A 22,826-nucleotide genomic window follows, 5' to 3' on the forward strand; every position below is an offset into this window, starting at 1 on the left:
CTCCCACACTGGATCGGGGCATCCCACAGGTTCGGTGACGGCCTTTAAGCGGTTTTCCAGGTAATCTCTTCTTCACCATCGGCGCTGATCCGAATCCAGCGATCCGCCGACTCCTCGCCTTCGTCCTCGACCCAGGAACCCGGCGCGCAACGCACTTCCACGTTCAGCGCGGCGAAAGCTGCGCGGGCGCAGGCAATGTCGTCGTCCCATTGGGTCTGGTCGCTGTCCAGGTGCAGGCTGTTCCACTTGCCCACGGCCTTCGGCAGCCAGGTCACTGGCACATTGCCGGCCTTGCATTTGTAGGTCTGGCCCCTCTGCACCCAGTCGGTGCAAGGCCCCAGGGCCGTGCCGAGCCACGCGGCGATGGCCTTGTAGTCGACGTCGGCGTCTTTCAGGTAAATCTCGATATCGGGCTGGCGCATGGATGTCCTCAATGCGGGTCTGAAAAATCCATTCGCGGATTTAGTCGGCCTCAAGCGATGCTCAAGGCCATGAATTAAGGATTACTGAAGAACGAAGTAATCGTAGCGCATTGACACGCTGACCTCGAACGGCTCGGCCTGTTCGATGACATTCGCCCGCCGTTCGGCACTGGCGCGCCAGCCGTGGGGTGTCATGGCCAATAGGTTGGCGCGATCCTGACCGCTGGCCAGGGTCAACTTGAAGTCGAGGGTTTCGCTGTGTTGCAACTGCATGCCATCGGGCACCAGTGCCAGATGCTTGTCATCGGTGTATTCACGCACCTCATCGTACAGGCGCTCACGCAATTCCATCAGATGGCCACTGGTCGGCCCGACCTTCATCAAGCCGCCGCCGGGGCTGAGCAGGCGCTTGGCCTCAAGCCAGTCGAGAGGGCTGAATACGCTGGCGAGGAACTGGCAGCTGGCATCGGCCAAGGGCACACGGGCCATGCTGGCAATCAACCAGGTCAGCTGCGGATTGCGTCGGCAGGCGCGTTTCACCGCTTCGCGGGAGATATCCAGGGCGTAACCCTCGGCATTGGGCAGGGCTTCGGCGATTTGCGCGGTGTAATAACCCTCGCCACAACCGATGTCCAGCCAGCGCTGCGGCGCGACTTCTGCGGCCAGTTCGGCCAGACGCTTGGCCACTGGCGCGTAATGGCCGGCGTTGAGGAAATCGCGACGGGCTTCGACCATCGCCTGGTTATCCCCAGGATCGCGGCTGTTCTTGTGCTGCACCGGCAGCAGGTTCAGGTAACCCTGCCGGGCGCGGTCGAACCGATGCCCGGCGGGGCAGGCCACGCCGTTGTCCACCGCGTTCAGCGGTTCGCTGCAGATCGGGCAGGTGAGCATCAGGCGAGCAACTTGATCAGGGTCTGGTAGTAGATTTCGGTCAGCACGTCGAGGTCGCTGGCCAGCACGCGTTCGTTGACCTGGTGGATCGTTGCGTTGACCGGGCCCAGTTCGACCACTTGGGTACCCATGGTCGCAATGAAGCGTCCATCGGAGGTGCCACCGCTGGTGGAAGCCTGGGTTTCGCGCCCGGTGATGGCCTTGATGCTCGCCGACACCGCGTCGAGCAGTGCGCCCGGTTCGGTGAGGAAGGGCAGGCCGGACAGCGCCCACTCCACATGCCAGTCCAGACCATGCTTGTCGAGGATATCGGCGACGCGCTTTTGCAGGCCTTCGACAGTGGACTCGGTGGAAAAGCGGAAGTTGAACACGGCGACCAGATCACCGGGGATCACGTTGGTCGCGCCGGTGCCGGAATTCAGGTTGGAGATCTGGAAGCTGGTCGGCGGGAAGAAGCTGTTGCCGTGGTCCCAGTGCTCGGCGGCCAGTTCGGCCAGGGCCGGGGCGGCGAGATGGATCGGGTTCTTCGCCAGGTGCGGGTAGGCTACGTGGCCCTGTACACCGCGGACGGTGAGCCTGGCGCCGAGGGAGCCGCGACGACCATTCTTGACCACATCACCGACCAGCGTGGTGCTCGACGGCTCGCCGACGATGCACCAGTCCAGACGCTCCTTGCGCGCGACCAGGCGCTCGATCACCGCTTTGGTGCCGTGATGGGCCGGACCTTCTTCGTCACTGGTGATCAGGAAGGCCACCGAGCCCTTGTGGTCCGGATAATCGGCAACAAAGCGCTCGGCCGCCACCAGCATCGCCGCGAGGCTGCCTTTCATGTCCGCCGCGCCACGGCCGCAGAGCATGCCGTGTTCGTCGATCAGCGCATCGAACGGATCGGTCTGCCAGGCTTGCACGGGGCCGGTCGGGACCACGTCGGTGTGGCCGGCGAAGCACAGTACCGGGCCAGGGTGTTTACCGTGGGTCGCCCAGAAGTTATCCACCTCTTCAATGCGCATTGGCTCCAGCTTGAAGCCGGCATCGCCCAGACGCTGCATCATCAGCTTCTGGCAATCGGCGTCGATCGGCGTCACCGAGGGACGGCGGATCAGGTCGCAGGCGAGTTGGAGGGTCGGCGAAAGGTCGGCGTGGGCCGTCATGTAAAAGCTCCGGTGTGCGCAGCACGATAAACCCGTAGGAGCTGCCGCAGGCTGCGATCTGTTGATTTTAAAGATCAAAAGATCGCAGCCTGCGGCAGCTCCTACCGTGGAAAAAGGCGACCATTCTAAAGCAAAACGGCGGCCCGAAGGCCGCCGTTTAACCTTATCCAATAACAGATCAGGCAGTCGCTGGCTCTGTGTCAGGTGCCGGTTTAGGCAGCGAAGACAGGAAGGCCATGATCAGCGCCGCCAGATACGGCAGCGACTGCACCAGCAACATGGCGACCCAGAAGCGCATGTCGTAGCTTGGCAGGCCCTGCACCAGGCAGATGCCCAGCGCCGCGCCCCACAACATCAGCATGATGAACATCTCTTCCCGGGCTTCCGAGATCGCCAGCCAAAAACCGTGAGTAGCGGCATTTTTCGGCGTACGAATGAACGGAATGCTGCTGGTGAAGAACCCGTACAACACCGCTTTGGCGATGGTGTGGGACAACGCCAGACCGGCCAGCGCCGCCGCGAATGCATCCTTCAGGTTGACCCCGACCGCACGACGGTAGAGGAAGATGATCTTGCCGACCTTGAACACGAACAGCGCCAGGGGCGGGATTGCGAAGATCAACAGCGGCGGATCGACCCGTTGCGGCACGATGATCATCGCCGCCGACCACAACAGGGCACCGACCGTGAAGAAGATGTTCATGCCGTCCGCGACCCACGGCAACCAGCCCGCGAGGAAGTGATAGCGCTGGCCACGGGTCAGTTCGGTGTCTTTACCGCGAATCAGGCTGGCAGTGTGCCGCTTGATGATCTGAATCGCCCCATAGGCCCAGCGGAAACGCTGTTTCTTGAAGTCGATAAAGGTGTCGGGCATCAGGCCCTTGCCATAGCTGGTGTGGTAATACGCAGCCGACAAACCTTTTTCGAAGATCCGCAGACCCAGTTCGGCATCTTCACAGATGCACCAGTCGGCCCAGCCCAGTTCTTCGAGCACCGAACGGCGGGTCATGGTCATGGTGCCGTGCTGGATGATCGCGTCACGGTCGTTGCGAGTGACCATGCCGATATGGAAGAAACCCTTGTATTCCGAGTAGCAGAGCTTCTTGAAGGTGCTTTCGTTCTGGTCTCGATAATCCTGAGGGGACTGCACCACGGCGATTTTCGGGTCGGCGAAGTGCGGCACCATGTGCTTGAGCCAGTTCGGGTCGACGCAGTAGTCGGAGTCGATCACCGCGATGACTTCGGCATCTGGAGCCGTGTGCGGAATCAGGTAATTCAGTGCGCCGCCCTTGAAGCCGGCCAGTGGCGCGACATGGAAGAACTTGAAGCGCGGACCGAGGGTTTCGCAGTAGGCCTGCACCGGTTCCCAGACCGCCGGGTCCTTGGTGTTGTTGTCGATGATCAGGACTTCAAAGTCCGGATAGTCGAGGTTGGCCAGGGCGTTGAGGGTCTGTTTGACCATCTCCGGTGGCTCGTTGTAGCAGGGCACGTGGATCGAGACTTTCGGTCGGTAGTCCGAATCGCCCACCACCGGCAGGAATTCACGCCGACGTTTGTGGGTCCAGACCGCCTCGGCCAGTTCGTGGGCCTCGGTCAGCAGCACGATAAACACCCCGAGCGCACCGAGGGCGAGGAGGAAGCCCACCGTCAGGCTGAACCAGGTGCTGTATTGCTGGCTGTAGTCGTAACCGATCCACACCAGCACCGAACCGCAGAGGAACGCGATAAAGGTCAGGAAGGTCCGGCCTCGCTGGCGCAGGGCCGAGCCGTCGATCAACAGCAAGGCCAGCGAGAGCATCGCCAGCACCACTGAACCGACGGCCAGGACCCGCCATTGCGGGATCGCGACCACGGGTCCTTCAAAGTTGAATTTCTGCTGGCGTGCGGCGTTGTAGACGCCCCAGTAGGCGCCCACCGAACCTTCATCGCTGGCCTTCCATGGCTGGTCGAAGGCTTCGATCACGAAGTAGTTGTAGCCCTGGCGGTTGAGCTTGTTCACCAGAGTGCGCAAGTAGATCGCCTGATCGGCCGGGGTCGCGTCAGCACCGCCACGCATGCGGCCATTGCTCGGCCAGCCAACCTCGGACAGCAGCAAGGGTTTTTTCGGAAACATCTTTTTCAGGTCGCGGGCGCGATCGAGGACGAACTGCCCGGCTTCTTCCACCGGAACGAATTCCCAGTAAGGCAGTACGTGAGCGGCGATCAGGTCGACGTGCCTGGCCAGGCTCGGGTTCTCTTCCCAGACGTGCCACTGTTCGGAAGTGGTTACTGGCACTTTGACTGCCGCGCGCACGCGATCAAGCATCACGCTCAATTGCTCGGCGGTGATTTCCTTGCGGTAAATCGCCTCGTTACCGACAACCACTCGCACCACGCTGCGGGAGCTGTTGGCGATCTCGATGGCGCGCTGGATTTCGCGCTCGTTGCGCTCCAGATCCGGACTGATCCAGATCCCCAGGGTCACCCGCAGGCCAAACTCTTCGGCCAGCTTGGGAATGTCGCCCAGGGTGCCGTCCACCGAATAGGTGCGGATATTGTCTGTCTGCTTGCTCATGATCTCCAGGTCGCGACGCATTTCATCGTCGGACGGGTACTGGTTTCTCTGAGGGTACTGGCCTTGCTGGAATGGCGAGTAGGAAAAACCGGAGATCTGTTCAGGCCAGTTGGGCGTTGTGACCGGGCGATTGACCAGCGCCCAGAAGCCGGTGAACAGCGCGGCAATCGCCAGCACCACTACCAGGTTGAGTCCAAATTTACGCGATGACATAGAGATTTCGGGTTCCAAAGGGAGTGGAACGAAGAACTGCCGGCAGGTGCCAAGCGGCGCGCATCCTACACTGGCCCTAGAGTGATCGTACAGCGAACAGAAAAAGACCGGACGTTAGGCAATCCAGGTCCGGTAAAGTTCTTTCATTATGCGTTGTAGGTAAATTCTTATCTCGAGTAGGGCATTAAGTTGATGCTTGTGGCCGTTCGTACCTTGCTGTGTGGTCTTTAGCCTCGCCGGCTCTATAATGCGCGCCGGTTTTTGGGGTAATGGTCATGAGTACAGAAGATCCGCGGTTTGCTGGCGTCGCCCGTTTGTATGGCATTGAAGGCCTTGCGCGTTTGCGCGCGGCCCATGTGGCAATCATTGGGGTGGGCGGAGTCGGCTCCTGGGCGGCGGAAGCCATCGCCCGCTGCGGGGTGGGCGAGATCTCGCTGTTCGACCTGGATGACGTGTGTGTAAGCAACAGCAATCGTCAGTTGCACGCATTGGACAGCACTGTCGGCCGGGCGAAGGTCGAGGTGATGGCCGAACGCCTGCGCGGGATCAACCCGGATTGCACGGTGCATGCGGTGGCCGACTTCGTCACTCGCGAGACCATGGCCGAGTACATCACCCCGGATATCGATTGCGTGATCGACTGCATCGACAGCGTCAACGCCAAGGCGGCGCTGATCGCCTGGTGCAAGCGCCGCAAGATCCAGATCATCACCACCGGCGGTGCCGGCGGGCAGATCGATCCGACGCTGATTCAAGTCTGTGACCTGAACCGCACCTTCAATGATCCGCTGGCTTCCAAGGTTCGCTCTACCTTGCGCCGCGACTATGGCTTCTCACGCACCGTGACCCGCCATTACAGCGTGCCCTGCGTATTTTCCACTGAACAACTGCGCTATCCGAAACCGGATGGCAGCATTTGCCTGCAGAAGAGTTTTGTCGGCGATGGGGTAAAGCTCGACTGCGCCGGTGGTTTTGGCGCGGTGATGATGGTCACGGCGACCTTCGGCATGGTCGCGGCGACCAAGGCGGTGGACAAGATCGTTGCGGGCGTGCGGCGGCCGGCGGAACGGGTCAAACCTGTGGTTTGAAGGTTGACCGGGAGCCCCTGTAGGAGCTGCCGAAGGCTGCGATCTTTTCGGCGGATTGCGCGTTCTCTGAACGGACGCCAAGATCAAAAGATCGCAGCCTGCGGCAGCTCCTACACGTCGCTGAGGCTCCGCATCCGCTGTAGCACAGCGTTGAGGCCATTACTGCGCGAAGGCGACAACTGCCGACTCAGGCCTAGCTGGTTAAACCAGTCCGGTAAATCCACTTGCTGTAACTCTTGCGCCGACAACCCGTTGACTCGCACCAGCAGCAGCGCCACCAGGCCGCGAATCAACCGCGCATCGCTGCTCGCAGCAAACTGCCAGTGACCGTCCTGCAAGGCGCCGATCAACCAGACCTGACTTTCGCAGCCATGCACCCGGTTGGCGTCGGTCTTGTCCGCCTCGTTCAAGGCTGGCAGCCGGTCGCCCCACTGCATCAGCAGACGTGCGCGCTGCTCCCACCCCGCGGCGGCCTGGAATGTTTTCAGCGCGCTCAGTGCTTCACCGGGCAGGCTCATCGCAGCAGCTCCAGGGCTTGATCCAGCGCGGTAAAGAAGCGCTCCAGATCTTCGGAATCGTTGTACAACGCCAGGGATACCCGAATCGCCCCCGGCAGGCCGAAGCTTTTCAGCAATGGCATCGCGCAATGATGGCCAGCACGCACGGCAATGCCCTGTTCGGTCAGCAAGTGCGCAACGTCAGAGTTATGCACACCCTCGACGACAAAACTGGCCAGCGCCACTTGCGGTTTACCTAGCAGGCGAATGCCTTTGCGCGCATGTAGACCGTGCAGCAGATAGGCATGCAAGGCGGCCTCATGGGCGTCTACCGCTCGCTGATCGAGCCCGTTCAGGTAGTCGAGGGTCGCGCCAAGGCCGATAACGCTGGCAATCGGCGGCGTTCCGGCTTCGAAACCGAGCGGGGCGGGGCGGAAGGAGGCGTGCTGATAGTCGGCGTTCTGCACCATTTCACCGCCGAATTGCCAGTGACGCAGCTGGCGCAAAGCCTCATTGCGGCCATACAGCACGCCAAGCCCGTCCGGCCCGTAGAGCTTGTGACTGGAACATACATAGAAGTCGCAATCCAGCGCCTGCACATCGTGGCGGCCATGGACCACTCCCTGGGCGCCATCGACCACGGTCAGCGCGTCATGGGTCCTGGCCATCGTCAACAGGGCCGGCAATGGCTGCCAGGCCCCGAGTACGTTGGACAGCTGGCTGACCGCCAGCAGGCGAGTGCGCGGGCCGATCAGGCTGGCTGCGGCCTCGAGATCGATCAGGCCATCGGCGTCCAATGGCAAGACGATCAGCTCAAGGTCGCGACGCAGGGCCATTTGCTGCCAGGGCAACAGGTTGGCGTGGTGTTCCAGGGCGCTGATGACAATTTCATCGCCCGGATTGAATTGGTGTTCCAGGCCATAGGCCAGGAGGTTCAGCGCAGAGGTCGCGCCGTGGGTAAAAATGATCTGCCCATCAGTGCCGGCATTCAGCCACTGGGCAACCTTGCCGCGACTGTCTTCGAATGCCTGGGTGGCGTGCGCGCCGGGCAGGTGTTGGGCCCGATGCACATTGGCCGCGCCGTTGGCGTAATAGTGTGTCAGGGCGTCCAGCAAGGCCTGGGGTTTCTGAGTGGTGGCGGCGTTGTCCAGATAGGTCTGGTCTTGCCGTTGCAGAGCGGCGATGGCCGGGAAATCGGCGCGCCAGGGAGAGGCAATCATCATGCTATTGAGCCCTGCTGAACATGGGCGGGTGTACGCCTGACCCTGTAGGAGCGAGCTTGCTCGCGAAGAACACATGGACGACACGTGCTGTCTGGTGACGCGCGTTATCGTTTACGTCCATCGCGAGCAAACGGAACGCCGCCCGGCTGCTCCTACAGGTGATCGTTTGACGCTCTGCTTAGTTGTGAGCGTGCAGCGCTTCGTTCAGTTCGATGGCCGATTTGTGGGTTTTGCATTCCACGGCACCGGTCTGCGAATTGCGGCGGAACAGCAGGTCGGATTGACCCGCCAGTTCACGGGCCTTGACCACTTTGACCAGTTGGTTGTTCTCGTCGAGCAGCGCCACTTTGGTCCCGGCAGTCACGTACAGGCCGGACTCGACGGTGTTGCGGTCGCCCAATGGAATGCCGATCCCGGCGTTGGCGCCGATCAGGCAGCCTTCGCCGACCTTGATGATGATGTTGCCACCGCCCGACAGGGTGCCCATGGTCGAGCAGCCGCCGCCCAGATCGGAACCCTTGCCGACGAATACGCCGGCCGAGACGCGACCTTCGATCATGCCCGGGCCTTCGGTGCCGGCGTTGAAGTTGACGAAACCTTCGTGCATCACGGTAGTGCCTTCGCCGACATAGGCGCCCAGGCGAATCCGTGAGGCATCAGCGATACGCACGCCGGCCGGTACCACGTAGTCGGTCATTTTCGGGAACTTGTCCACCGAGAACACTTCCAGCAGCTCGCCGCGCAGGCGGGCTTCGAGTTGATGCGCGGCCAGTTCTGCGAGGTCGATCGCGCCCTGGCTGGTCCAGGCCACGTTCGGCAGCAGCGGGAAAATCCCGGCCAGGTTCAGGCCGTGGGGCTTGACCAGGCGATGGGACAGCAGGTGCAGCTTGAGGTAGGCCTCGGGAGTGGAGCTTAGCTGTGCGTCTTCTGCCAGCAAGGTGGCGACCAGCGGCTTGTGGCTTTCAGCCAGACGGGTCAGCAAGGCAGCTTGAGCGGCATCGACGGCTTTCAGGGCTTCGGCCAGTTGCGCGGCCTGGGCGATGGTGAAGGCGATGGCCTGATTGCCTTCGGTGTAACCCAGGATCGGAGCAACGGCGGCAATCAGCTCGGCCGATGGATTGAGCAACGGCTGAGCGTAAAACACTTCCAGCCACGCGCCTTGACGATTCTGGGTGCCGACACCAAATGCCAGGCTGAACAGGGTAGTGGACATGCAGTTACCTCTTACAATAATGAACGGGCAGGCTTATACAAAAGCTGCCGCGTAGATATCTGGCTTGAAGCCAATCAGGGTTCTGTCACCGAGATCCAGCACCGGGCGCTTGATCATCGAGGGTTGTGCGAGCATCAGTTCGATGGCTTTCGCTTGGTCGAGATCGGCTTTGCGTTCGTCTTCGAGTTTGCGAAAGGTCGTCCCTGCACGGTTCAATACCACTTGCCAGCCGTGCTCGTTGCACCACTGGGTCAGGTGTTCACGGTCGATTCCGGCCGTTTTGTAATCATGGAAGTCATAGCTGACAGCGTTTTCATCGAGCCAGGTGCGCGCCTTTTTCATGGTGTCGCAGGCTTTGATGCCGAAAAGGTGCAACGTTTTGCTTGAAGCGGTCAAGGAATTGCCCCCTTTACAGGTGCTGGAAACCAAAGGTGACGGATTATGCCATGACCGGGCGGTTTCGGCGTCGGCGGCGGCCGACCTTTGTCGCATTGTGTTACTGGATCCCAAGTCAACTGGGATTTTTGTTCAGCGGTCGGCCGCAAGCATAAGCCGCTAATATGGGCCGCAGGTGAAACTGCGGCTACACGCGATTCCGTAGGAGCTGCCGCAGGCTGCGATCTTTTGGCGTCATCAAGGGCGCTGAAAATCAAAAGATCGCAGCCTGCGGCAGCTCCTACAGGCAAACGCGGGTATACACGGTCGGCGTAGGAGCTGGCGAAGCCTGCGATCTTTTGGCGATTTTGAAGGCCGTCGAAAATCAAAAGTTCGCAGCCTGCGGCAGCTCCTACAGGCAAGCGCGGGTATACACGGTCGGCGTAGGAGCTGGCGAAGCCTGCGATCTTTTGGCGATTTTGAAGGCCGTCGAAAATCAAAAGACCGCAGCCTGCGGCAGCTCCTGCAGAAGGTGTTGTTATCGCCGACGCTGGATGAAGTCGCGAATCCGCGTTGCCGCTTCGACACATTCCGCCAGCGGCGCAACCAGCGCCATCCGCACGCGGCCGGCGCCCGGATTAAAACCCTCGACTTCACGGGACATGTACGAACCTGGCACCACCGTCACATGCTCTTGTGCGAACAGCTCACGGCAGAATTCGGCGTCATCCCCCTCGACATTCGGCCAGAGGTAAAAACCGCCATCCGGGCGCTGTACATCAAGTACCGGGCTGAGGATTTCCAGCACCGCATCGAATTTTTCCCGATACAGCGTGCGGTTGGCGCGTACATGTTCTTCGTCGTTCCACGCCGCGATGCTTGCAAGCTGAGTCTGGACCGGCATGGCGCAGCCATGGTAGGTGCGATACAGCAGGAACGCTTTGAGCACTTGTGCATCGCCGGCGACGAATCCGGAACGCAGGCCAGGCAGGTTGGAGCGCTTGGACAGGCTGTGGAACACCACGCAACGCTTGAAGTCCTCGCGGCCCAGGGCAACACAGGCACTGAGCAGGCCCGGAGGCGGCGTTTGTTCGTCGAAATACAGCTCGCTGTAGCACTCGTCGGCGGCGATCACGAAGTCGAACTCGTCGGCCAGGGCGATCAGCTTTTTCAGGGTGTCCAGCGGGATCAGCGCGCCGGTCGGGTTGCCTGGCGAGCACAGGAACAGGATCTGGCAGCGCTGCCAGATCTCGGCCGGCACCGCGTCGAAGTCCGGATTGAAGCCGTTTTCGTCGAGGCACGGCAGGTAGTGCGGCTGGGCCCCGGCGAGGAAGGCTGCACCTTCGTAGATCTGGTAGAAGGGGTTCGGGCTGATCACCAGCGCTTCATCGCTGCGGTTGACCACGGTCTGTGTGAAGGCGAACAGTGCTTCCCGTGTGCCGTTGACCGGCAGTACGTTGCGCGCCGGGTCGAGCCAGCCGGCGGGCACGCTGAAACGGCGCTCGCACCAATGAGCGATCGCTTCGCGCAGGGCGGGAATGCCCAGCGTGGTCGGGTACACCGCCATCTGGTCCAGGTTGCTGGCCAGCGCTTGGGCAACAAAGCCCGGTGAGCGGTGTTTCGGCTCGCCGATGGACAGGGCAATCGGGCGTTTGTCTGCAGCCGGCTGCACGGCACCGAGCAGGGCGCGGAGTTTCTCGAACGGGTAGGGTTGCAACTGGTTCAGAGCGTTGTTCATTGCTGGCGGATCTCACTCAGGTCATGGCGCGCGGCTAAATGCTGATGCGCGACAGTTCGATATGCGGTTCATGGCTGACGCTCAGCTGTTCGACGATTGCGTCCTGCAAACGGCTGCACAGCTGCGGGTCGGACAGCGGCTGGTTATTCGCGTCGGTAATGAAAAATACGTCCTCCACGCGCTCGCCTAGGGTGGCAATCTTGGCGTTCTGCAGCGACAGGTCGAACTCGAGGAAGATGTTGCCAATCCGCGCCAGCAAGCCGGGCCGGTCCGGGGCGCTCAGCTCAAGGACGGTCACCGGACGCTGGGCATCGTTGTGGATGGTGACCTGAGGCGGGAAGGCGAAGTGCTTGAGCTGGCGTGGCACCCGGCGCTGGATGATGGTCGGGTAGTCGTCCGGGTTGCGCAGGGCGTCAGTCAGGCCGTCGCGGATCTGTTTGACCCGTACCGGGTTGTCGCCGATCGAATCGCCGTCGGTGTCGAGCACAATATAGGTGTCGAGGGTGAACTGACTGCTGGAGGTGATAACCCGGGCGTCGTGGATGTTCAGGTTGAGCTGGTCCATCGCGGCCACGGTCACGGCGAAGAAGTCGTGCTGGTCCGGCGCGTAGATGAAGATCTGGGTGCCGCCCTCGAATTCCCGTTGGGTGGTTTCCTTGATCAGCACCAGCGGGCCGCCGTCGGCAGGCTGCTGCAGGATCGCATCGCTGTGCCAGGCCACGTCGCCGGCGGTATGACGCAGGAAATAGTCATCGCCCAATTGCGCCCAGAGCTGTTCGACGTCGTCCGGGTCGGTGCCGCCGCGCACCAGGATGTCCAGCGCGGCACTCTGGGTCTGGCGGATCTGCTCTTCGCGGTCCACCGGGTTTTCCAGGCCGCGGCGCAAGGCGCGCTTGGTCTCGGTGTAGAGCTGACGCAACAGGCTGGCCCGCCAGGAATTCCACAGGGTCGGGTTGGTTGCGTTGATGTCGGCGACGGTCAGTACGTACAGGTAGTCGAGGTGGGTTTCGTCGCTGACGATTTGCGCGAAGTCATGGATCACCTGTGGATCGGAAAGATCCTTGCGCTGGGCGGTGGTCGACATGACCAGGTGATTTTGCACCAGCCAGACAATCAGTCGGGTGTCCCACTGCGGCAGTTGATGGCGCGCACAAAACGCTTCGGCATCCACTGCGCCAATGTCCGAATGGTCGCCATGCCGACCCTTGCCGATGTCGTGATACAGGCCGGCCAGGTAGATCAACTCGGGCTTGGGCAGCTTGCCCATGAGTTTGCTGGCCAGCGGGAATTTCTCGGAAGCCTGGGTGTACTGCAGTTTGCGCAGGTGTTTGATCAGGTTCAGGGTGTGGGCATCGACCGTATAAATGTGGAACAGATCGTGCTGCATCTGGCCGACAATGAAGCCGAACTCCGGCAAATAGCGGCCTAGAATGCCGTACCTGTTCATCCGTCGCAGGTTGCGGTGGATGCCGATTTCGCATTTGAACAATTCAATGAACAGGCTGGTATTGCGGATGTCCTTGCGGAAATCATCGTCGATCAAATGACGGTTTTCCCGCAGCAAACGCACGGTATCGGCGCGAACCCCTTTGATCTCCGGGTGCTGAGCCATCAGCAGGAACATCTCCAGCATGGCGAACGGAGTGCGCTTGAACACATTGACCCGGGTGACTTCGATGTAGCCGTCATGCAGCTGGAAGCGCGAGTTGAGCGGTTGCGGTGGCGCTTCATCTGCCGGTGCGAGAATGATTTCCTCGAAGTGCTGGATGATCAGGTCGCTGAGCTGGGCAATGCTCATGACCACTCGATAATACTGCTGCATGAAGCTTTCGATGGTGTGCTTGGCGTCCTCACCCTCGAAGCCCAGCAAGCCGGCGATCGAGCGTTGGTGGTCGAACAGCAGGCGGTCTTCGGAACGACCGGCCAGCATGTGCAGGGCGTAGCGGACTTTCCAGAGGAATTCCTGGGACGATGCCAGCAGGGCATTTTCGCTCTCCACCAGAAAGCCTTCGCCAGCCAGTGCGCGCAGGTTCAGCGTGCCATATTGACGGCGGGCAACCCACAGCAGGGTCTGGATGTCCCGCAGGCCGCCGGGTGAGCCTTTGACGTTGGGTTCCAGGTTGTATTCGGTATCGTTGTACTTGTGGTGGCGGGCCTTTTGTTCGGCGCGCTTGGCCAGGAAGAACTCCTTGCTCGGCCACATGTGAGCGATGCTGGTGACTTCCAGCATGCGCTGACGCAACCGCTCGGGGCCGGTAATGGTGCGGCTTTCCATGAGGTTGGTGACGACTGTCAGGTCGGCTCGGGCCTCCTCTGCGCATTCGTCCACCGAACGCACGCTTTGCCCGACTTCCAGGCCGATATCCCACAACAGCGTTAGAAAACGCTCGATGGAGTCACGGAAGATTTCATGATCGGCGTTGTCCAGCAGGATCAGCAGGTCGATATCGGAGTAGGGGTGCAACTCACCGCGCCCATAGCCGCCGACCGCCACCAGGGCGATATCGGCGTCGTCGCTCCAGTCGAACTGCTCCCAGGCCTTTTGCAGGATGTTATCGACAAACCAGGCGCGATCCTCGATCAGCCGGCGGATATCCCGACCGCTGCGAAAGCGTCCATCAAGCACCTCGCGGGCCTGACGGATAGCCTTCTTGAAGGCCGCAATCGGGCTGGCCTTCAAGGCCAGTTCAGCCTGGAACTGGCCGCGATCGAAGAGTTCTGGATCCACCTGCGGCATCGATTGGCTTTCCTTTCTTTCTATAGGGAACAGCGGGGGAGATCAGGCCGAGACGCGAGGGATAGTGTCATCGCTGCGCAGGGTGAAGATCTCGTAGCCAGTAGCGGTGACCAGCAGGGTGTGTTCCCACTGGGCCGAAAGCTTGCGGTCCTTGGTGATCGCGGTCCAGCCATCGCCCAGGACCTTGGTGTCGGCCTTGCCCTGGTTGATCATCGGCTCGATGGTGAAGGTCATGCCTTCCTTGAGCTCCATGCCGGTGCCGGCGCGACCGTAGTGCAGGATCTGCGGTTCTTCGTGGAACACCTTGCCGATGCCGTGACCGCAGAACTCGCGAACCACCGAGAAACCGTTCTTCTCGGCATGCTTCTGGATGACTTCGCCGATGTCGCCGAGGCGGCAGCCAGGTTTGACCAGTTCGATAGCCTTGTACATGCATTCCTGGGTCACTTGGGACAGGCGCTCGGCCCAGACTGGCACGGTGCCGACGTGGAACATCCGGCTGGTGTCACCGTGATAGCCATCTTTGATGACCGTGACGTCGATGTTCAGGGTGTCGCCATCCTTGAGCGGTTTCTCGTTCGGGATGCCGTGGCAGACCACATGATTGATCGAGGTGCAGATCGACTTCGGGAAGCCTTTGTAGTTGAGCGGGGCAGGAATGGCCTTCTGCTCGTTGACGATATAGTCGTGGCAGATACGGTCCAGTTCTTCGGTGGTGACGCCGGGTTTGACGTGTTGGGCGATCATTTCCAACACATCGGCGGCCAGTTTGCCGGCGACACGCATTTTTGCGATGTCCTCGGGGGTTTTGAGGGTGACGGTCATACAGGCTCTCTAGCGCTCAATGGCGCAAATAAACACGGAAGAGGGATTGCGTGACTGAATGTTGCGTCTGGCGCAGTCCCAAAAATGCGATTCTAACAGACGGTCGAGGCAAATCATGACCGCCTGACCTTCGCTTCACTCTATAATAATGGTGCATTCTGATCTGATTCCAAGGCCAGGGCAAAAGCGGACACCGGGAAGTGTGAATCCTGGTTTCGTTTTCGCCTTTCTTATGGTATAAAATGCGCCGCTTTCCGGGGATGCCCCGAAAGGCTTAAACCCACACACGTGTCGACACGATGACCTGGGTGCCTTCAGCTTGATGCTGCTGGTTGGTCATTGGGATACGTGGAGGCCTAACCCGACTTATCAAGGAACTATCATGTCCCAAGTCAACATGCGCGATATGCTGAAGGCCGGTGTCCACTTCGGTCACCAAACCCGTTACTGGAACCCGAAAATGGGTAAATACATTTTCGGCGCGCGTAACAAGATCCACATCATCAACCTTGAAAAAACCCTGCCAATGTTCAACGAAGCTCTGACTTTCGTAGAGCGCCTGGCCCAGGGCAAAAACAAGATTCTGTTCGTCGGCACCAAGCGTTCCGCTGGCAAGATCGTTGCTGAAGAAGCAGCACGTTGCGGTTCGCCGTACGTCGATCACCGCTGGTTGGGCGGCATGCTGACCAACTTCAAAACCATCCGTGCTTCCATCAAGCGTCTGCGTGACCTTGAAATCCAGGCCGAAGACGGTACTTTCGCCAAGCTGACCAAGAAAGAAGCGCTGATGCGCACTCGCGATCTTGAGAAGCTGGATCGTAGCCTGGGTGGTATCAAGGACATGGGCGGTCTGCCTGACGCACTGTTCGTTATCGACGTTGATCACGAGCGCATCGCGATCACCGAAGCCAACAAGCTGGGCATCCCGGTTATTGGCGTTGTCGATACCAACAGCAGCCCGGACGGCGTTGACTACATCATCCCAGGCAACGATGACGCAATCCGCGCTATCCAGCTGTACATGGGTTCGATGGCTGACGCGGTAATCCGTGGTCGCAACCACGTTGCTGGCGGCACCGAAGTGTTCGTCGAAGACGCTCCGGCAGCGGTAGTTGAAGGCTGAGTAACTGACGCTTAGCGTTTACTCAGTACGCAAAAAGGGGGCTTGGCCCCCTTTTTGCCACCTCGAAAACCATCTGATGGAAATGCCCGTGGCGGTTTTTGTCATGCGGCGGTTGCCAGGTGTGTCGGGGCAAGAATTGAACGCCCGTTCGCTCGGGTGGAATGGTTGAAAACCTATCCAAGAGGATTTTGAAAATGGCAGAGATTACTGCAGCGTTGGTCAAAGAACTGCGTGAGCGTACTGGCGAAGGCATGATGGATTGCAAAAAAGCCTTGACCAAGGCAGACGGCGACATCGAAAAAGCCATTGATGACATGCGTGCCTCGGGCGCCATCAAGGCTGCCAAGAAAGCAGGCAACATTGCTGCTGAAGGCGCAATCAGCATCAAGGAAGACGGCAAGGCTGCCGTGATCATCGAAGTCAACTCGCAAACCGACTTCCTGGCTCTGCAAGACGACTTCAAGAACTTCGTCGCTGCCAGCGTTGAAAAAGCGTTCGCCGACAAACTGACCGACGCAGCTCCGCTGATCGCCGCTCAAGAGCCGGCTCGTGAAGCACTGGTTGGCAAAGTAGGCGAGAACGTCAACATCCGTCGTCTGGCGCGTATCGAAGCTGACGTAGTAGGTTCTTACCTGCACGGCAACAAGATCGGCGTAGTCGTGGCACTGAAAGGCGGCAACGTTGAGCTGGCCAAAGACATCGCCATGCACGTAGCAGCCAGCAACCCTGAGTTCCTGCTGCCGTCGCAGGTTTCCGCTGAAGCCATCGAACGCGAAAAAGGCGTTTTCATGAGCCTCAACGAAGACAAGATCAAAGGCAAGCCTGCTGAGATCGTCGAGAAAATGGTTGCTGGTCGTATCAGCAAGTTCCTCGCCGAAGCCAGTCTGGTCAACCAGGCGTTCGTCAAGAACCCTGAAGTAACCGTTGGCGATCTGGCCAAGAAAGGTGGCGCTGAAATCGTTTCCTTCACCCGCTTCCAGGTAGGTGAAGGCATCGAGAAGCCGGTCGACAACTTCGCTGAAGAAGTTGCTGCCCAGCTGGCTGCCAGCAAGAAGTAAGACGGTTTTTGACTGTCGCCCTGAAGAGGCTGCCCGCTCACGCGCGCAGCCTCTTTTCAAATGGGGATCAATTTAATTGGTTTCCCTTCGGAGCGGGCTTACAAAGCCGTGTTCCGACGGCGCTGTGATAGCGTCAAGCTAGAGTGAACGCTGGCTGTAAACAGCTTGCAAGAATTTTTGAAAATACGCCGCAGGAGAGATTCGCAATGGCTCAGCAGGGCAGTGGTTATCAGGCTCGCTATAAACGCATTCTACTCAAGCTTAGCGGCGAGGCCCTGATGGGCTCGGAAGAGTTCGGGATTGATCCGAAGGTGCTGGACCGCATGGCGCTGGAAGTCGGCCAGCTGGTCGGTATCGGCGTTCAGGTCGGTCTGGTGATCGGCGGTGGCAACCTGTTCCGTGGTGCCGCACTGAGTGCTGCGGGGATGGATCGGGTGACCGGTGACCACATGGGCATGCTGGCGACTGTGATGAACGCTCTGGCCATGCGTGACGCGCTGGAACGTGCGAATATCTCGGCGATCGTGATGTCGGCTATTTCCATGGTGGGCGTGACCGATCACTATGATCGTCGCAAAGCCATGCGTCACCTGAACGCCAAGGACGTGGTGATCTTCGCGGCCGGTACCGGCAACCCGTTCTTCACCACCGATTCGGCAGCTTGCCTGCGGGGCATCGAGATCAATGCCGACGTGGTGTTGAAGGCAACCAAGGTTGACGGTGTCTATACCGCTGACCCATTCAAAGACCCGCATGCCGAGAAGTTCGATCATCTGACCTACGATGAAGTGCTGGATCGCAAGCTGGGCGTGATGGATCTGACGGCCATTTGCCTGTGCCGTGACCACAAGATGCCGTTGCGCGTATTTAACATGAACAAGCCCGGCGCCCTGCTGAACATTGTGCATGGCGGCGCTGAAGGGACCCTGATCGAGGAAGGCGAATAATGATCAACGAAATCAAGAAAGACGCTCAAGAGCGCATGCAGAAATCCCTGGAATCGCTGCATCACGCATTCAGCCGGATCCGCACTGGCCAGGCCCACCCGAGCATCCTGGGTGGCGTGATGGTGCCTTACTACGGTTCCGACACTCCGCTGAATCAGGTGGCTAACGTTACCGTCAAGGACTCCCGTACCCTGCAAGTCGTGGCTTTCGAGCGCAACATGCTGCAAGCGGTCGACAAGGCGATTCAGAGCTCTGGGCTGGGCTTCAACCCGACCAACCTGGGTGAATTGCTGCTGATTTCGATGCCGGCCCTGACCGAAGAAACCCGCAAGGGCTTCACCAAGCAGGCGCGTGAAGCGGCAGAAGACGGCCGTGTAGCGGTGCGCAACATTCGTCGCGATGCCTTGAGCCAGTTGAAAGACCTGGTCAAGGAGAAGGAGATCAGCGAAGACGAAGAGCGCCGTGCCGCAGACGAGATCCAGAAGCTGACTGACAAGTTCGTGGCGGAGATCGAAGCGGCCGTGAAGCAAAAAGAAGCGGACCTGATGGCCGTATAAGGGTCGCGTTTACATGGAAAAGACCAAGCAGGCTGTACTGTCTTCGGTGCCACGTCACGTGGCGATCATCATGGATGGTAATAATCGCTGGGCGAAAAAGCGCTTTATGCCGGGTGTTGCCGGGCATAAAGCGGGCGTCGATGCTGTTCGTGCAGTCATTGAGGTGTGTGCTGAGGCCAAGGTCGAAGTATTGACCCTGTTTGCCTTTTCCAGTGAGAACTGGCAGCGCCCGGCCGCCGAAGTCAGTGCCTTGATGGATTTGTTCTTCAAGGCGCTGCGTCGGGAGGCCCGGCGCCTCAACGACAACAACATCAGCCTGCGCATTATCGGTGACCGCTCGCGCTTCCATCCGGAGTTGCAGGCGGCCATGCGCGAAGTCGAAGTACTGACGGCGGGCAGCAATCGTTTTATCCTGCAGATCGCGGCCAACTATGGCGGCCAGTGGGACATTGCCCAGGCTGCCCAGCGCCTGGCGCGCGAGGTCCAGGCCGGACATCTGCGCCCCGAAGACATTACCCCCGAATTGTTGCAGACCTGTCTGGCGACGGGCGATCTGCCGCTGCCGGACCTGTGTATCCGTACGGGCGGTGAACACCGCATCAGCAACTTCCTGTTGTGGCAGTTGGCGTACGCCGAACTGTATTTCTCCGACCTGTTCTGGCCGGACTTCAAACACGATGCCATGCGCACTGCGCTGGCCGATTACGCTTCTCGCCAGCGCCGCTTCGGTAAAACGAGCGAACAGGTCGAAGCGGGAGCCCGGGCTTAATGCTTAAACAACGAATCATTACCGCGCTGATCCTGTTGCCGATCGCCTTGTGCGGGTTTTTCTTGCTGGAAGGCACCGGCTTTGCGTTGTTTATTGGATTGGTGGTGACCCTGGCTGCCTGGGAATGGGCGCGGCTGGCAGGATTTACTGCCCAGCCGGTCCGCATTGCCTACGCGGCCCTGGTCGCACTGCTGCTGTTTTTCATGCATGTGCTGCCCGGTCTGGCACCTTGGGTGCTGGCTGCAGCGGTGATCTGGTGGTTGCTGGCGACCTTCCTGGTGCTGACTTATCCGCGCACCAGTGAGCAATGGGCCAGTGCGGCGAGCAAATGGGTGATTGGTCTGTTGATCCTGTTGCCGGCCTGGCAAGGGTTGGTCCTGATCAAGCAGCAGCCTTTGGGCAACTGGCTGATCATGGCGGTGATGGTGCTGGTCTGGGGAGCTGATATCGGCGCCTATTTTTCCGGCAGGGCCTTTGGCAAGCGCAAGCTGGCGCCAAAAGTCAGTCCGGGCAAGAGCTGGGAAGGGGTTTACGGTGGTTTGCTGGCCAGTTTGCTGATCACTGCCGTCGTCGGCCTTGTCCGTGACTGGAGCGCGGCGCAGATGATGATGGGTTTGATTGGCGCAGCGGTTGTCGTGCTGATTTCGGTGGTCGGTGACCTGACCGAAAGCATGTTCAAGCGTCAGTCAGGGATCAAGGACAGCAGCAATCTGTTGCCGGGCCATGGCGGTGTGCTGGATCGCATCGACAGCCTGACCGCGGCCATTCCGATATTTGCCGTCCTGTTGTGGGTGGCTGCGCCGTGAATCGCCCACAGCAGATCACTGTGCTGGGGGCGACCGGTTCGATTGGCCTGAGTACCCTCGATGTCATTGCCCGGCACCCTGAGCGCTACCAGGTGTTCGCCTTGAGCGGATTCAGTCGGCTGAGGGAGTTGCTCGCCTTGTGCGTGCGCCATATGCCGCGTTTCGCGGTTGTTCCTGAGGTCGGCGTTGCACGCCGGCTGCAGGACGATCTGCTGGCGGCGGGTCTGCAGACTCGGGTCCTGGTGGGGGAGGAGGGGTTGTGCCAGATCGCGGCCGATCCTCAAGTCGATGCGGTCATGGCGGCGATCGTCGGGGCGGCGGGTTTGCGTCCGACCCTGGCAGCGGTTGAAGCGGGCAAGAAGATTCTGCTGGCCAACAAGGAAGCGCTGGTGATGTCCGGCGCCTTGTTCATGCAGGCGGGGCGCAAGAGCGGTTCGGTGCTGTTGCCGATCGACAGCGAGCACAACGCGATTTTTCAGTGCATGCCCAATGACTTTGCCCGCGGGCTTGGGGCTGTCGGGGTTCGGCGGATCCTGCTGACCGCATCGGGCGGTCCGTTCCGCCAGACGCCGCTGGCCGAGCTTGAGCATGTAACGCCCGAGCAGGCCTGCGCCCATCCCAATTGGTCGATGGGGCGCAAGATTTCGGTGGATTCGGCGAGCATGATGAACAAAGGCCTCGAGTTGATCGAGGCTTGCTGGCTGTTCGATGCCCTGCCTGCGCAGGTCGAAGTGGTGATTCATCCGCAGAGCGTGATTCATTCGCTGGTGGACTACGTCGACGGCTCGGTATTGGCGCAATTGGGCAACCCGGATATGCGCACGCCGATCGCCAACGCCCTGGCCTGGCCAGAGCGAATCGATTCCGGCGTGGCGCCCCTTGATCTGTTCTCAATCGCGCGCCTGGACTTCCAGGCGCCTGATGAACAGCGTTTCCCCTGCCTGCGGCTGGCCCGTCAGGCGGCGGAGGCGGGCAACAGTGCGCCCGCCATGTTGAACGCAGCAAATGAAGTAGCGGTAGCAGCCTTTCTCGAACGGCGCATCCGCTACCCGGAGATCGCGAGTATCATCGAGGAAGTATTGAACCTCGAGCCTGTGGTAGCCGTCGAAGAGCTCGACGCGGTGTTCTCGGCTGACGCCAAAGCCCGCACCCTGACCGAACAATGGTTGAGTCGCCACGGGCGATAGACGTTGCGGCGGGTCCGAGCGTATCGGCACTGGATAGGAATGCGGAGAAAGTTAGATGAGCGCGCTCTATATGATTGTCGGCACCCTGGTTGCTCTGGGCGTGCTGGTCACCTTCCACGAATTCGGCCACTTTTGGGTGGCGCGCCGTTGCGGCGTCAAGGTTCTGCGCTTCTCTGTGGGTTTCGGTATGCCTCTGCTGCGCTGGCATGATCGTCAAGGCACAGAGTTCGTGATCGCTGCCATTCCCCTGGGTGGCTACGTGAAAATGCTCGACGAGCGCGAAGGCGACGTACCGCTCGATCAGCTTGATCAATCCTTCAATCGCAAGTCGGTTCGCCAGCGTATCGCTATAGTCGCGGCCGGTCCGATTGCCAACTTTTTGCTGGCCCTGGTGTTTTTCTGGGTTTTGGCCATGCTCGGTAGCGAGCAGGTGCGACCGGTCATTGGTAACGTAGAAATCGGCAGTATTGCTGCCAAGGCCGGGTTGAGTCCGGGCCAGGAAATCGTCGCGATCGATGGTGAGCCGACTACGGGTTGGGCCGCAGTGAATCTGCAGCTGGTACGCAGGTTGGGCGAAAGTGGTTCCCTGCAGGTGCTGGTGCGTGAAGAAGGTTCGACCGCCGACTCGCCTCGTGAGCTGGTATTGGACAAGTGGCTCAAAGGTGCTGACGAGCCCGATCCGATTCATTCCCTGGGGATTCGTCCGTGGCGTCCGGCCTTGCCTCCGGTGTTGGCTGAGCTGGATCCGAACGGGCCGGCCCAGGCTGCCGGGCTGAAAACCGGTGACCGCCTGTTGGCGCTCGATGGCCAGGCATTGAATGATTGGCAGCAAGTGGTTGATCAGGTCCGTGTACGTCCTGAAACCAGAATTGTGCTGCGGGTCGAGCGTGACGGTGCTCAAATCGACGTCCCTGTTACTTTGGCTGCCAAGGGCAAGGCGAAAGTCGCCACCGGATACCTGGGCGCAGGGGTAAAAGCTGTCGACTGGCCACCTGCCATGATCCGCGAGGTCAGCTACGGTCCTCTGGAGGCAATTGGCGAGGGTGCTCGACGCACCTGGACCATGAGCGTCCTGACCCTTGATTCGCTAAAGAAAATGTTGTTCGGCGAGCTCTCGGTAAAAAACTTGAGTGGACCGATAACCATTGCTAAAGTGGCGGGCGCTTCTGCCCAGTCGGGCGTCGCTGATTTCCTGAATTTCCTGGCTTATCTGAGTATTAGCCTGGGCGTTCTGAATTTGTTGCCCATTCCTGTACTGGATGGGGGGCATTTGTTGTTTTATCTGATCGAGTGGGCGCGTGGTCGTCCCTTGTCAGATCGGGTGCAGGGTTGGGGGATACAGATCGGTATCAGTTTGGTGGTCGGGGTGATGTTGCTGGCTCTGGTCAACGATCTGGGACGACTGTAACGCTTCGCTGAATTGCGAATCTGCCGCATTTTGCGGCAGTTTGT

Annotated in this window: 20 protein-coding genes; 9 read left to right on the forward strand and 11 right to left on the reverse strand. The window is 60.0% G+C overall.

All coding sequences use genetic code 11. The features are described from left to right. Positions 1-44 precede the first annotated feature (44 nt). The 4 genes from F8N21_RS24045 to F8N21_RS24060 form a co-directional block, all read right to left on the reverse strand. Positions 45-422, reverse strand: a complete 378-nt coding sequence (locus tag F8N21_RS24045) for a hypothetical protein (protein ID WP_150644497.1) — start codon at positions 420-422, stop codon at positions 45-47. An 81-nt stretch (positions 423-503) separates the two neighbouring features. Then, positions 504-1,313 carry a putative RNA methyltransferase gene (locus F8N21_RS24050; RefSeq protein ID WP_150644498.1) on the reverse strand — a complete coding sequence of 270 codons (810 nt, stop codon included), beginning with the start codon at positions 1,311-1,313 and terminating at the stop codon, positions 504-506. Next, entirely contained in the window at positions 1,313-2,464 is a 1,152-nt protein-coding gene (gene dapE, locus F8N21_RS24055) for a succinyl-diaminopimelate desuccinylase (RefSeq protein WP_150644499.1), read from the reverse strand. Before dapE ends, F8N21_RS24050 begins: the two co-directional genes overlap by 1 nt. Before the next feature lie 178 nt (positions 2,465-2,642). Then, positions 2,643-5,231, reverse strand: a complete 2,589-nt coding sequence (locus F8N21_RS24060; RefSeq protein ID WP_150644500.1) for a glycosyltransferase — start codon at positions 5,229-5,231, stop codon at positions 2,643-2,645. 275 nt (positions 5,232-5,506) lie between these two features. On the opposite strand from F8N21_RS24060, the gene tcdA reads away from it, so the two are divergent. After that, a complete protein-coding gene (tcdA, locus tag F8N21_RS24065) occupies positions 5,507-6,319 on the forward strand; it encodes a tRNA cyclic N6-threonylcarbamoyladenosine(37) synthase TcdA (RefSeq protein ID WP_412071673.1) in 813 nt (270 codons plus the stop codon). Between the two features lie 110 nt (positions 6,320-6,429). Here the strand turns inward: tcdA and F8N21_RS24070 are convergent, their stop codons facing one another. The 7 genes from F8N21_RS24070 to map form a co-directional block, all read right to left on the reverse strand. Next, positions 6,430-6,837 (reverse strand): SufE family protein, encoded by a 408-nt coding sequence (locus tag F8N21_RS24070; protein ID WP_150644502.1) that lies wholly within the window; start codon positions 6,835-6,837, stop codon positions 6,430-6,432. Further along, positions 6,834-8,039 carry an aminotransferase class V-fold PLP-dependent enzyme gene (locus F8N21_RS24075; protein ID WP_150644503.1) on the reverse strand — a complete coding sequence of 402 codons (1,206 nt, stop codon included), beginning with the start codon at positions 8,037-8,039 and terminating at the stop codon, positions 6,834-6,836. Before F8N21_RS24075 ends, F8N21_RS24070 begins: the two co-directional genes overlap by 4 nt. 178 nt (positions 8,040-8,217) lie before the next feature. Beyond that, the gene (gene dapD, locus F8N21_RS24080) at positions 8,218-9,252 is read right to left on the reverse strand and encodes a 2,3,4,5-tetrahydropyridine-2,6-dicarboxylate N-succinyltransferase (protein WP_150644504.1); all 1,035 of its coding nucleotides are present in this window, start codon (positions 9,250-9,252) and stop codon (positions 8,218-8,220) included. A 33-nt stretch (positions 9,253-9,285) separates the two neighbouring features. Then, the gene (locus F8N21_RS24085; RefSeq protein ID WP_224788278.1) at positions 9,286-9,648 is read right to left on the reverse strand and encodes an ArsC family reductase; all 363 of its coding nucleotides are present in this window, start codon (positions 9,646-9,648) and stop codon (positions 9,286-9,288) included. Positions 9,649-10,165: 517 nt separating this feature from the next. After that, positions 10,166-11,365 carry a succinyldiaminopimelate transaminase gene (dapC, locus tag F8N21_RS24090; RefSeq protein WP_150644505.1) on the reverse strand — a complete coding sequence of 400 codons (1,200 nt, stop codon included), beginning with the start codon at positions 11,363-11,365 and terminating at the stop codon, positions 10,166-10,168. A 34-nt stretch (positions 11,366-11,399) separates the two neighbouring features. Next, positions 11,400-14,102 (reverse strand): [protein-PII] uridylyltransferase, encoded by a 2,703-nt coding sequence (locus F8N21_RS24095; RefSeq protein WP_150644506.1) that lies wholly within the window; start codon positions 14,100-14,102, stop codon positions 11,400-11,402. A gap of 42 nt (positions 14,103-14,144) precedes the next feature. Then, positions 14,145-14,927, reverse strand: coding sequence for a type I methionyl aminopeptidase (map, locus tag F8N21_RS24100; protein WP_150644507.1), 783 nt, complete (start codon positions 14,925-14,927; stop codon positions 14,145-14,147). A gap of 382 nt (positions 14,928-15,309) precedes the next feature. Here map and rpsB point away from each other — a divergent pair, with 382 nt between their 5' ends. The 8 genes from rpsB (at position 15,310) to rseP (ending at position 22,782) form a co-directional block, all read left to right on the forward strand. Beyond that, positions 15,310-16,050 carry a 30S ribosomal protein S2 gene (gene rpsB, locus F8N21_RS24105; RefSeq protein WP_150644508.1) on the forward strand — a complete coding sequence of 247 codons (741 nt, stop codon included), beginning with the start codon at positions 15,310-15,312 and terminating at the stop codon, positions 16,048-16,050. A 194-nt stretch (positions 16,051-16,244) separates the two neighbouring features. Then, entirely contained in the window at positions 16,245-17,108 is an 864-nt protein-coding gene (gene tsf, locus F8N21_RS24110; RefSeq protein ID WP_150644509.1) for a translation elongation factor Ts, read from the forward strand. Positions 17,109-17,314: 206 nt separating this feature from the next. Continuing rightward, the gene (pyrH, locus tag F8N21_RS24115; RefSeq protein ID WP_150644510.1) at positions 17,315-18,055 is read left to right on the forward strand and encodes a UMP kinase; all 741 of its coding nucleotides are present in this window, start codon (positions 17,315-17,317) and stop codon (positions 18,053-18,055) included. Beyond that, positions 18,055-18,612 (forward strand): ribosome recycling factor, encoded by a 558-nt coding sequence (frr, locus tag F8N21_RS24120; protein ID WP_150644511.1) that lies wholly within the window; start codon positions 18,055-18,057, stop codon positions 18,610-18,612. Before pyrH ends, frr begins: the two co-directional genes overlap by 1 nt. Before the next feature lie 13 nt (positions 18,613-18,625). Next, positions 18,626-19,381: a polyprenyl diphosphate synthase gene (gene uppS / locus F8N21_RS24125; protein ID WP_150644512.1), complete on the forward strand. Its 756-nt coding sequence runs from the start codon at positions 18,626-18,628 to the stop codon at positions 19,379-19,381. Next, positions 19,381-20,187 carry a phosphatidate cytidylyltransferase gene (locus F8N21_RS24130; protein ID WP_150644513.1) on the forward strand — a complete coding sequence of 269 codons (807 nt, stop codon included), beginning with the start codon at positions 19,381-19,383 and terminating at the stop codon, positions 20,185-20,187. The genes uppS and F8N21_RS24130 overlap by 1 nt, the downstream gene beginning before the upstream one ends. Next, positions 20,184-21,374, forward strand: a complete 1,191-nt coding sequence (gene ispC / locus F8N21_RS24135) for a 1-deoxy-D-xylulose-5-phosphate reductoisomerase (protein WP_150644514.1) — start codon at positions 20,184-20,186, stop codon at positions 21,372-21,374. Before F8N21_RS24130 ends, ispC begins: the two co-directional genes overlap by 4 nt. A gap of 55 nt (positions 21,375-21,429) precedes the next feature. Continuing rightward, complete coding sequence (gene rseP, locus F8N21_RS24140; protein ID WP_150644515.1) at positions 21,430-22,782, forward strand: sigma E protease regulator RseP; 1,353 nt, start codon at positions 21,430-21,432, stop codon at positions 22,780-22,782. Positions 22,783-22,826 lie beyond the last annotated feature (44 nt).

The organism is Pseudomonas fluorescens (genome assembly GCF_902497895.1).
Classification (GTDB): Bacteria; Pseudomonadota; Gammaproteobacteria; order Pseudomonadales; family Pseudomonadaceae; genus Aquipseudomonas; species Aquipseudomonas fluorescens_BP.

What these genes read in the sequence shown, in the direction of transcription:
- F8N21_RS24045 (WP_150644497.1), bottom strand. Translation starts at nt 422, where the DNA reads ATGCGCCAGCCCGATATCGAGATTTACCTGAAAGACGCCGACGTCGAC.
- F8N21_RS24050 (WP_150644498.1), bottom strand. Translation starts at nt 1,313, where the DNA reads ATGCTCACCTGCCCGATCTGCAGCGAACCGCTGAACGCGGTGGACAAC.
- dapE (WP_150644499.1), bottom strand. Translation starts at nt 2,464, where the DNA reads ATGACGGCCCACGCCGACCTTTCGCCGACCCTCCAACTCGCCTGCGAC.
- F8N21_RS24060 (WP_150644500.1), bottom strand. Translation starts at nt 5,231, where the DNA reads ATGTCATCGCGTAAATTTGGACTCAACCTGGTAGTGGTGCTGGCGATT.
- tcdA (WP_412071673.1), top strand. Translation starts at nt 5,507, where the DNA reads ATGAGTACAGAAGATCCGCGGTTTGCTGGCGTCGCCCGTTTGTATGGC.
- F8N21_RS24070 (WP_150644502.1), bottom strand. Translation starts at nt 6,837, where the DNA reads ATGAGCCTGCCCGGTGAAGCACTGAGCGCGCTGAAAACATTCCAGGCC.
- F8N21_RS24075 (WP_150644503.1), bottom strand. Translation starts at nt 8,039, where the DNA reads ATGATGATTGCCTCTCCCTGGCGCGCCGATTTCCCGGCCATCGCCGCT.
- dapD (WP_150644504.1), bottom strand. Translation starts at nt 9,252, where the DNA reads ATGTCCACTACCCTGTTCAGCCTGGCATTTGGTGTCGGCACCCAGAAT.
- dapC (WP_150644505.1), bottom strand. Translation starts at nt 11,365, where the DNA reads ATGAACAACGCTCTGAACCAGTTGCAACCCTACCCGTTCGAGAAACTC.
- F8N21_RS24095 (WP_150644506.1), bottom strand. Translation starts at nt 14,102, where the DNA reads ATGCCGCAGGTGGATCCAGAACTCTTCGATCGCGGCCAGTTCCAGGCT.
- map (WP_150644507.1), bottom strand. Translation starts at nt 14,927, where the DNA reads ATGACCGTCACCCTCAAAACCCCCGAGGACATCGCAAAAATGCGTGTC.
- rpsB (WP_150644508.1), top strand. Translation starts at nt 15,310, where the DNA reads ATGTCCCAAGTCAACATGCGCGATATGCTGAAGGCCGGTGTCCACTTC.
- tsf (WP_150644509.1), top strand. Translation starts at nt 16,245, where the DNA reads ATGGCAGAGATTACTGCAGCGTTGGTCAAAGAACTGCGTGAGCGTACT.
- pyrH (WP_150644510.1), top strand. Translation starts at nt 17,315, where the DNA reads ATGGCTCAGCAGGGCAGTGGTTATCAGGCTCGCTATAAACGCATTCTA.
- frr (WP_150644511.1), top strand. Translation starts at nt 18,055, where the DNA reads ATGATCAACGAAATCAAGAAAGACGCTCAAGAGCGCATGCAGAAATCC.
- uppS (WP_150644512.1), top strand. Translation starts at nt 18,626, where the DNA reads ATGGAAAAGACCAAGCAGGCTGTACTGTCTTCGGTGCCACGTCACGTG.
- F8N21_RS24130 (WP_150644513.1), top strand. Translation starts at nt 19,381, where the DNA reads ATGCTTAAACAACGAATCATTACCGCGCTGATCCTGTTGCCGATCGCC.
- rseP (WP_150644515.1), top strand. Translation starts at nt 21,430, where the DNA reads ATGAGCGCGCTCTATATGATTGTCGGCACCCTGGTTGCTCTGGGCGTG.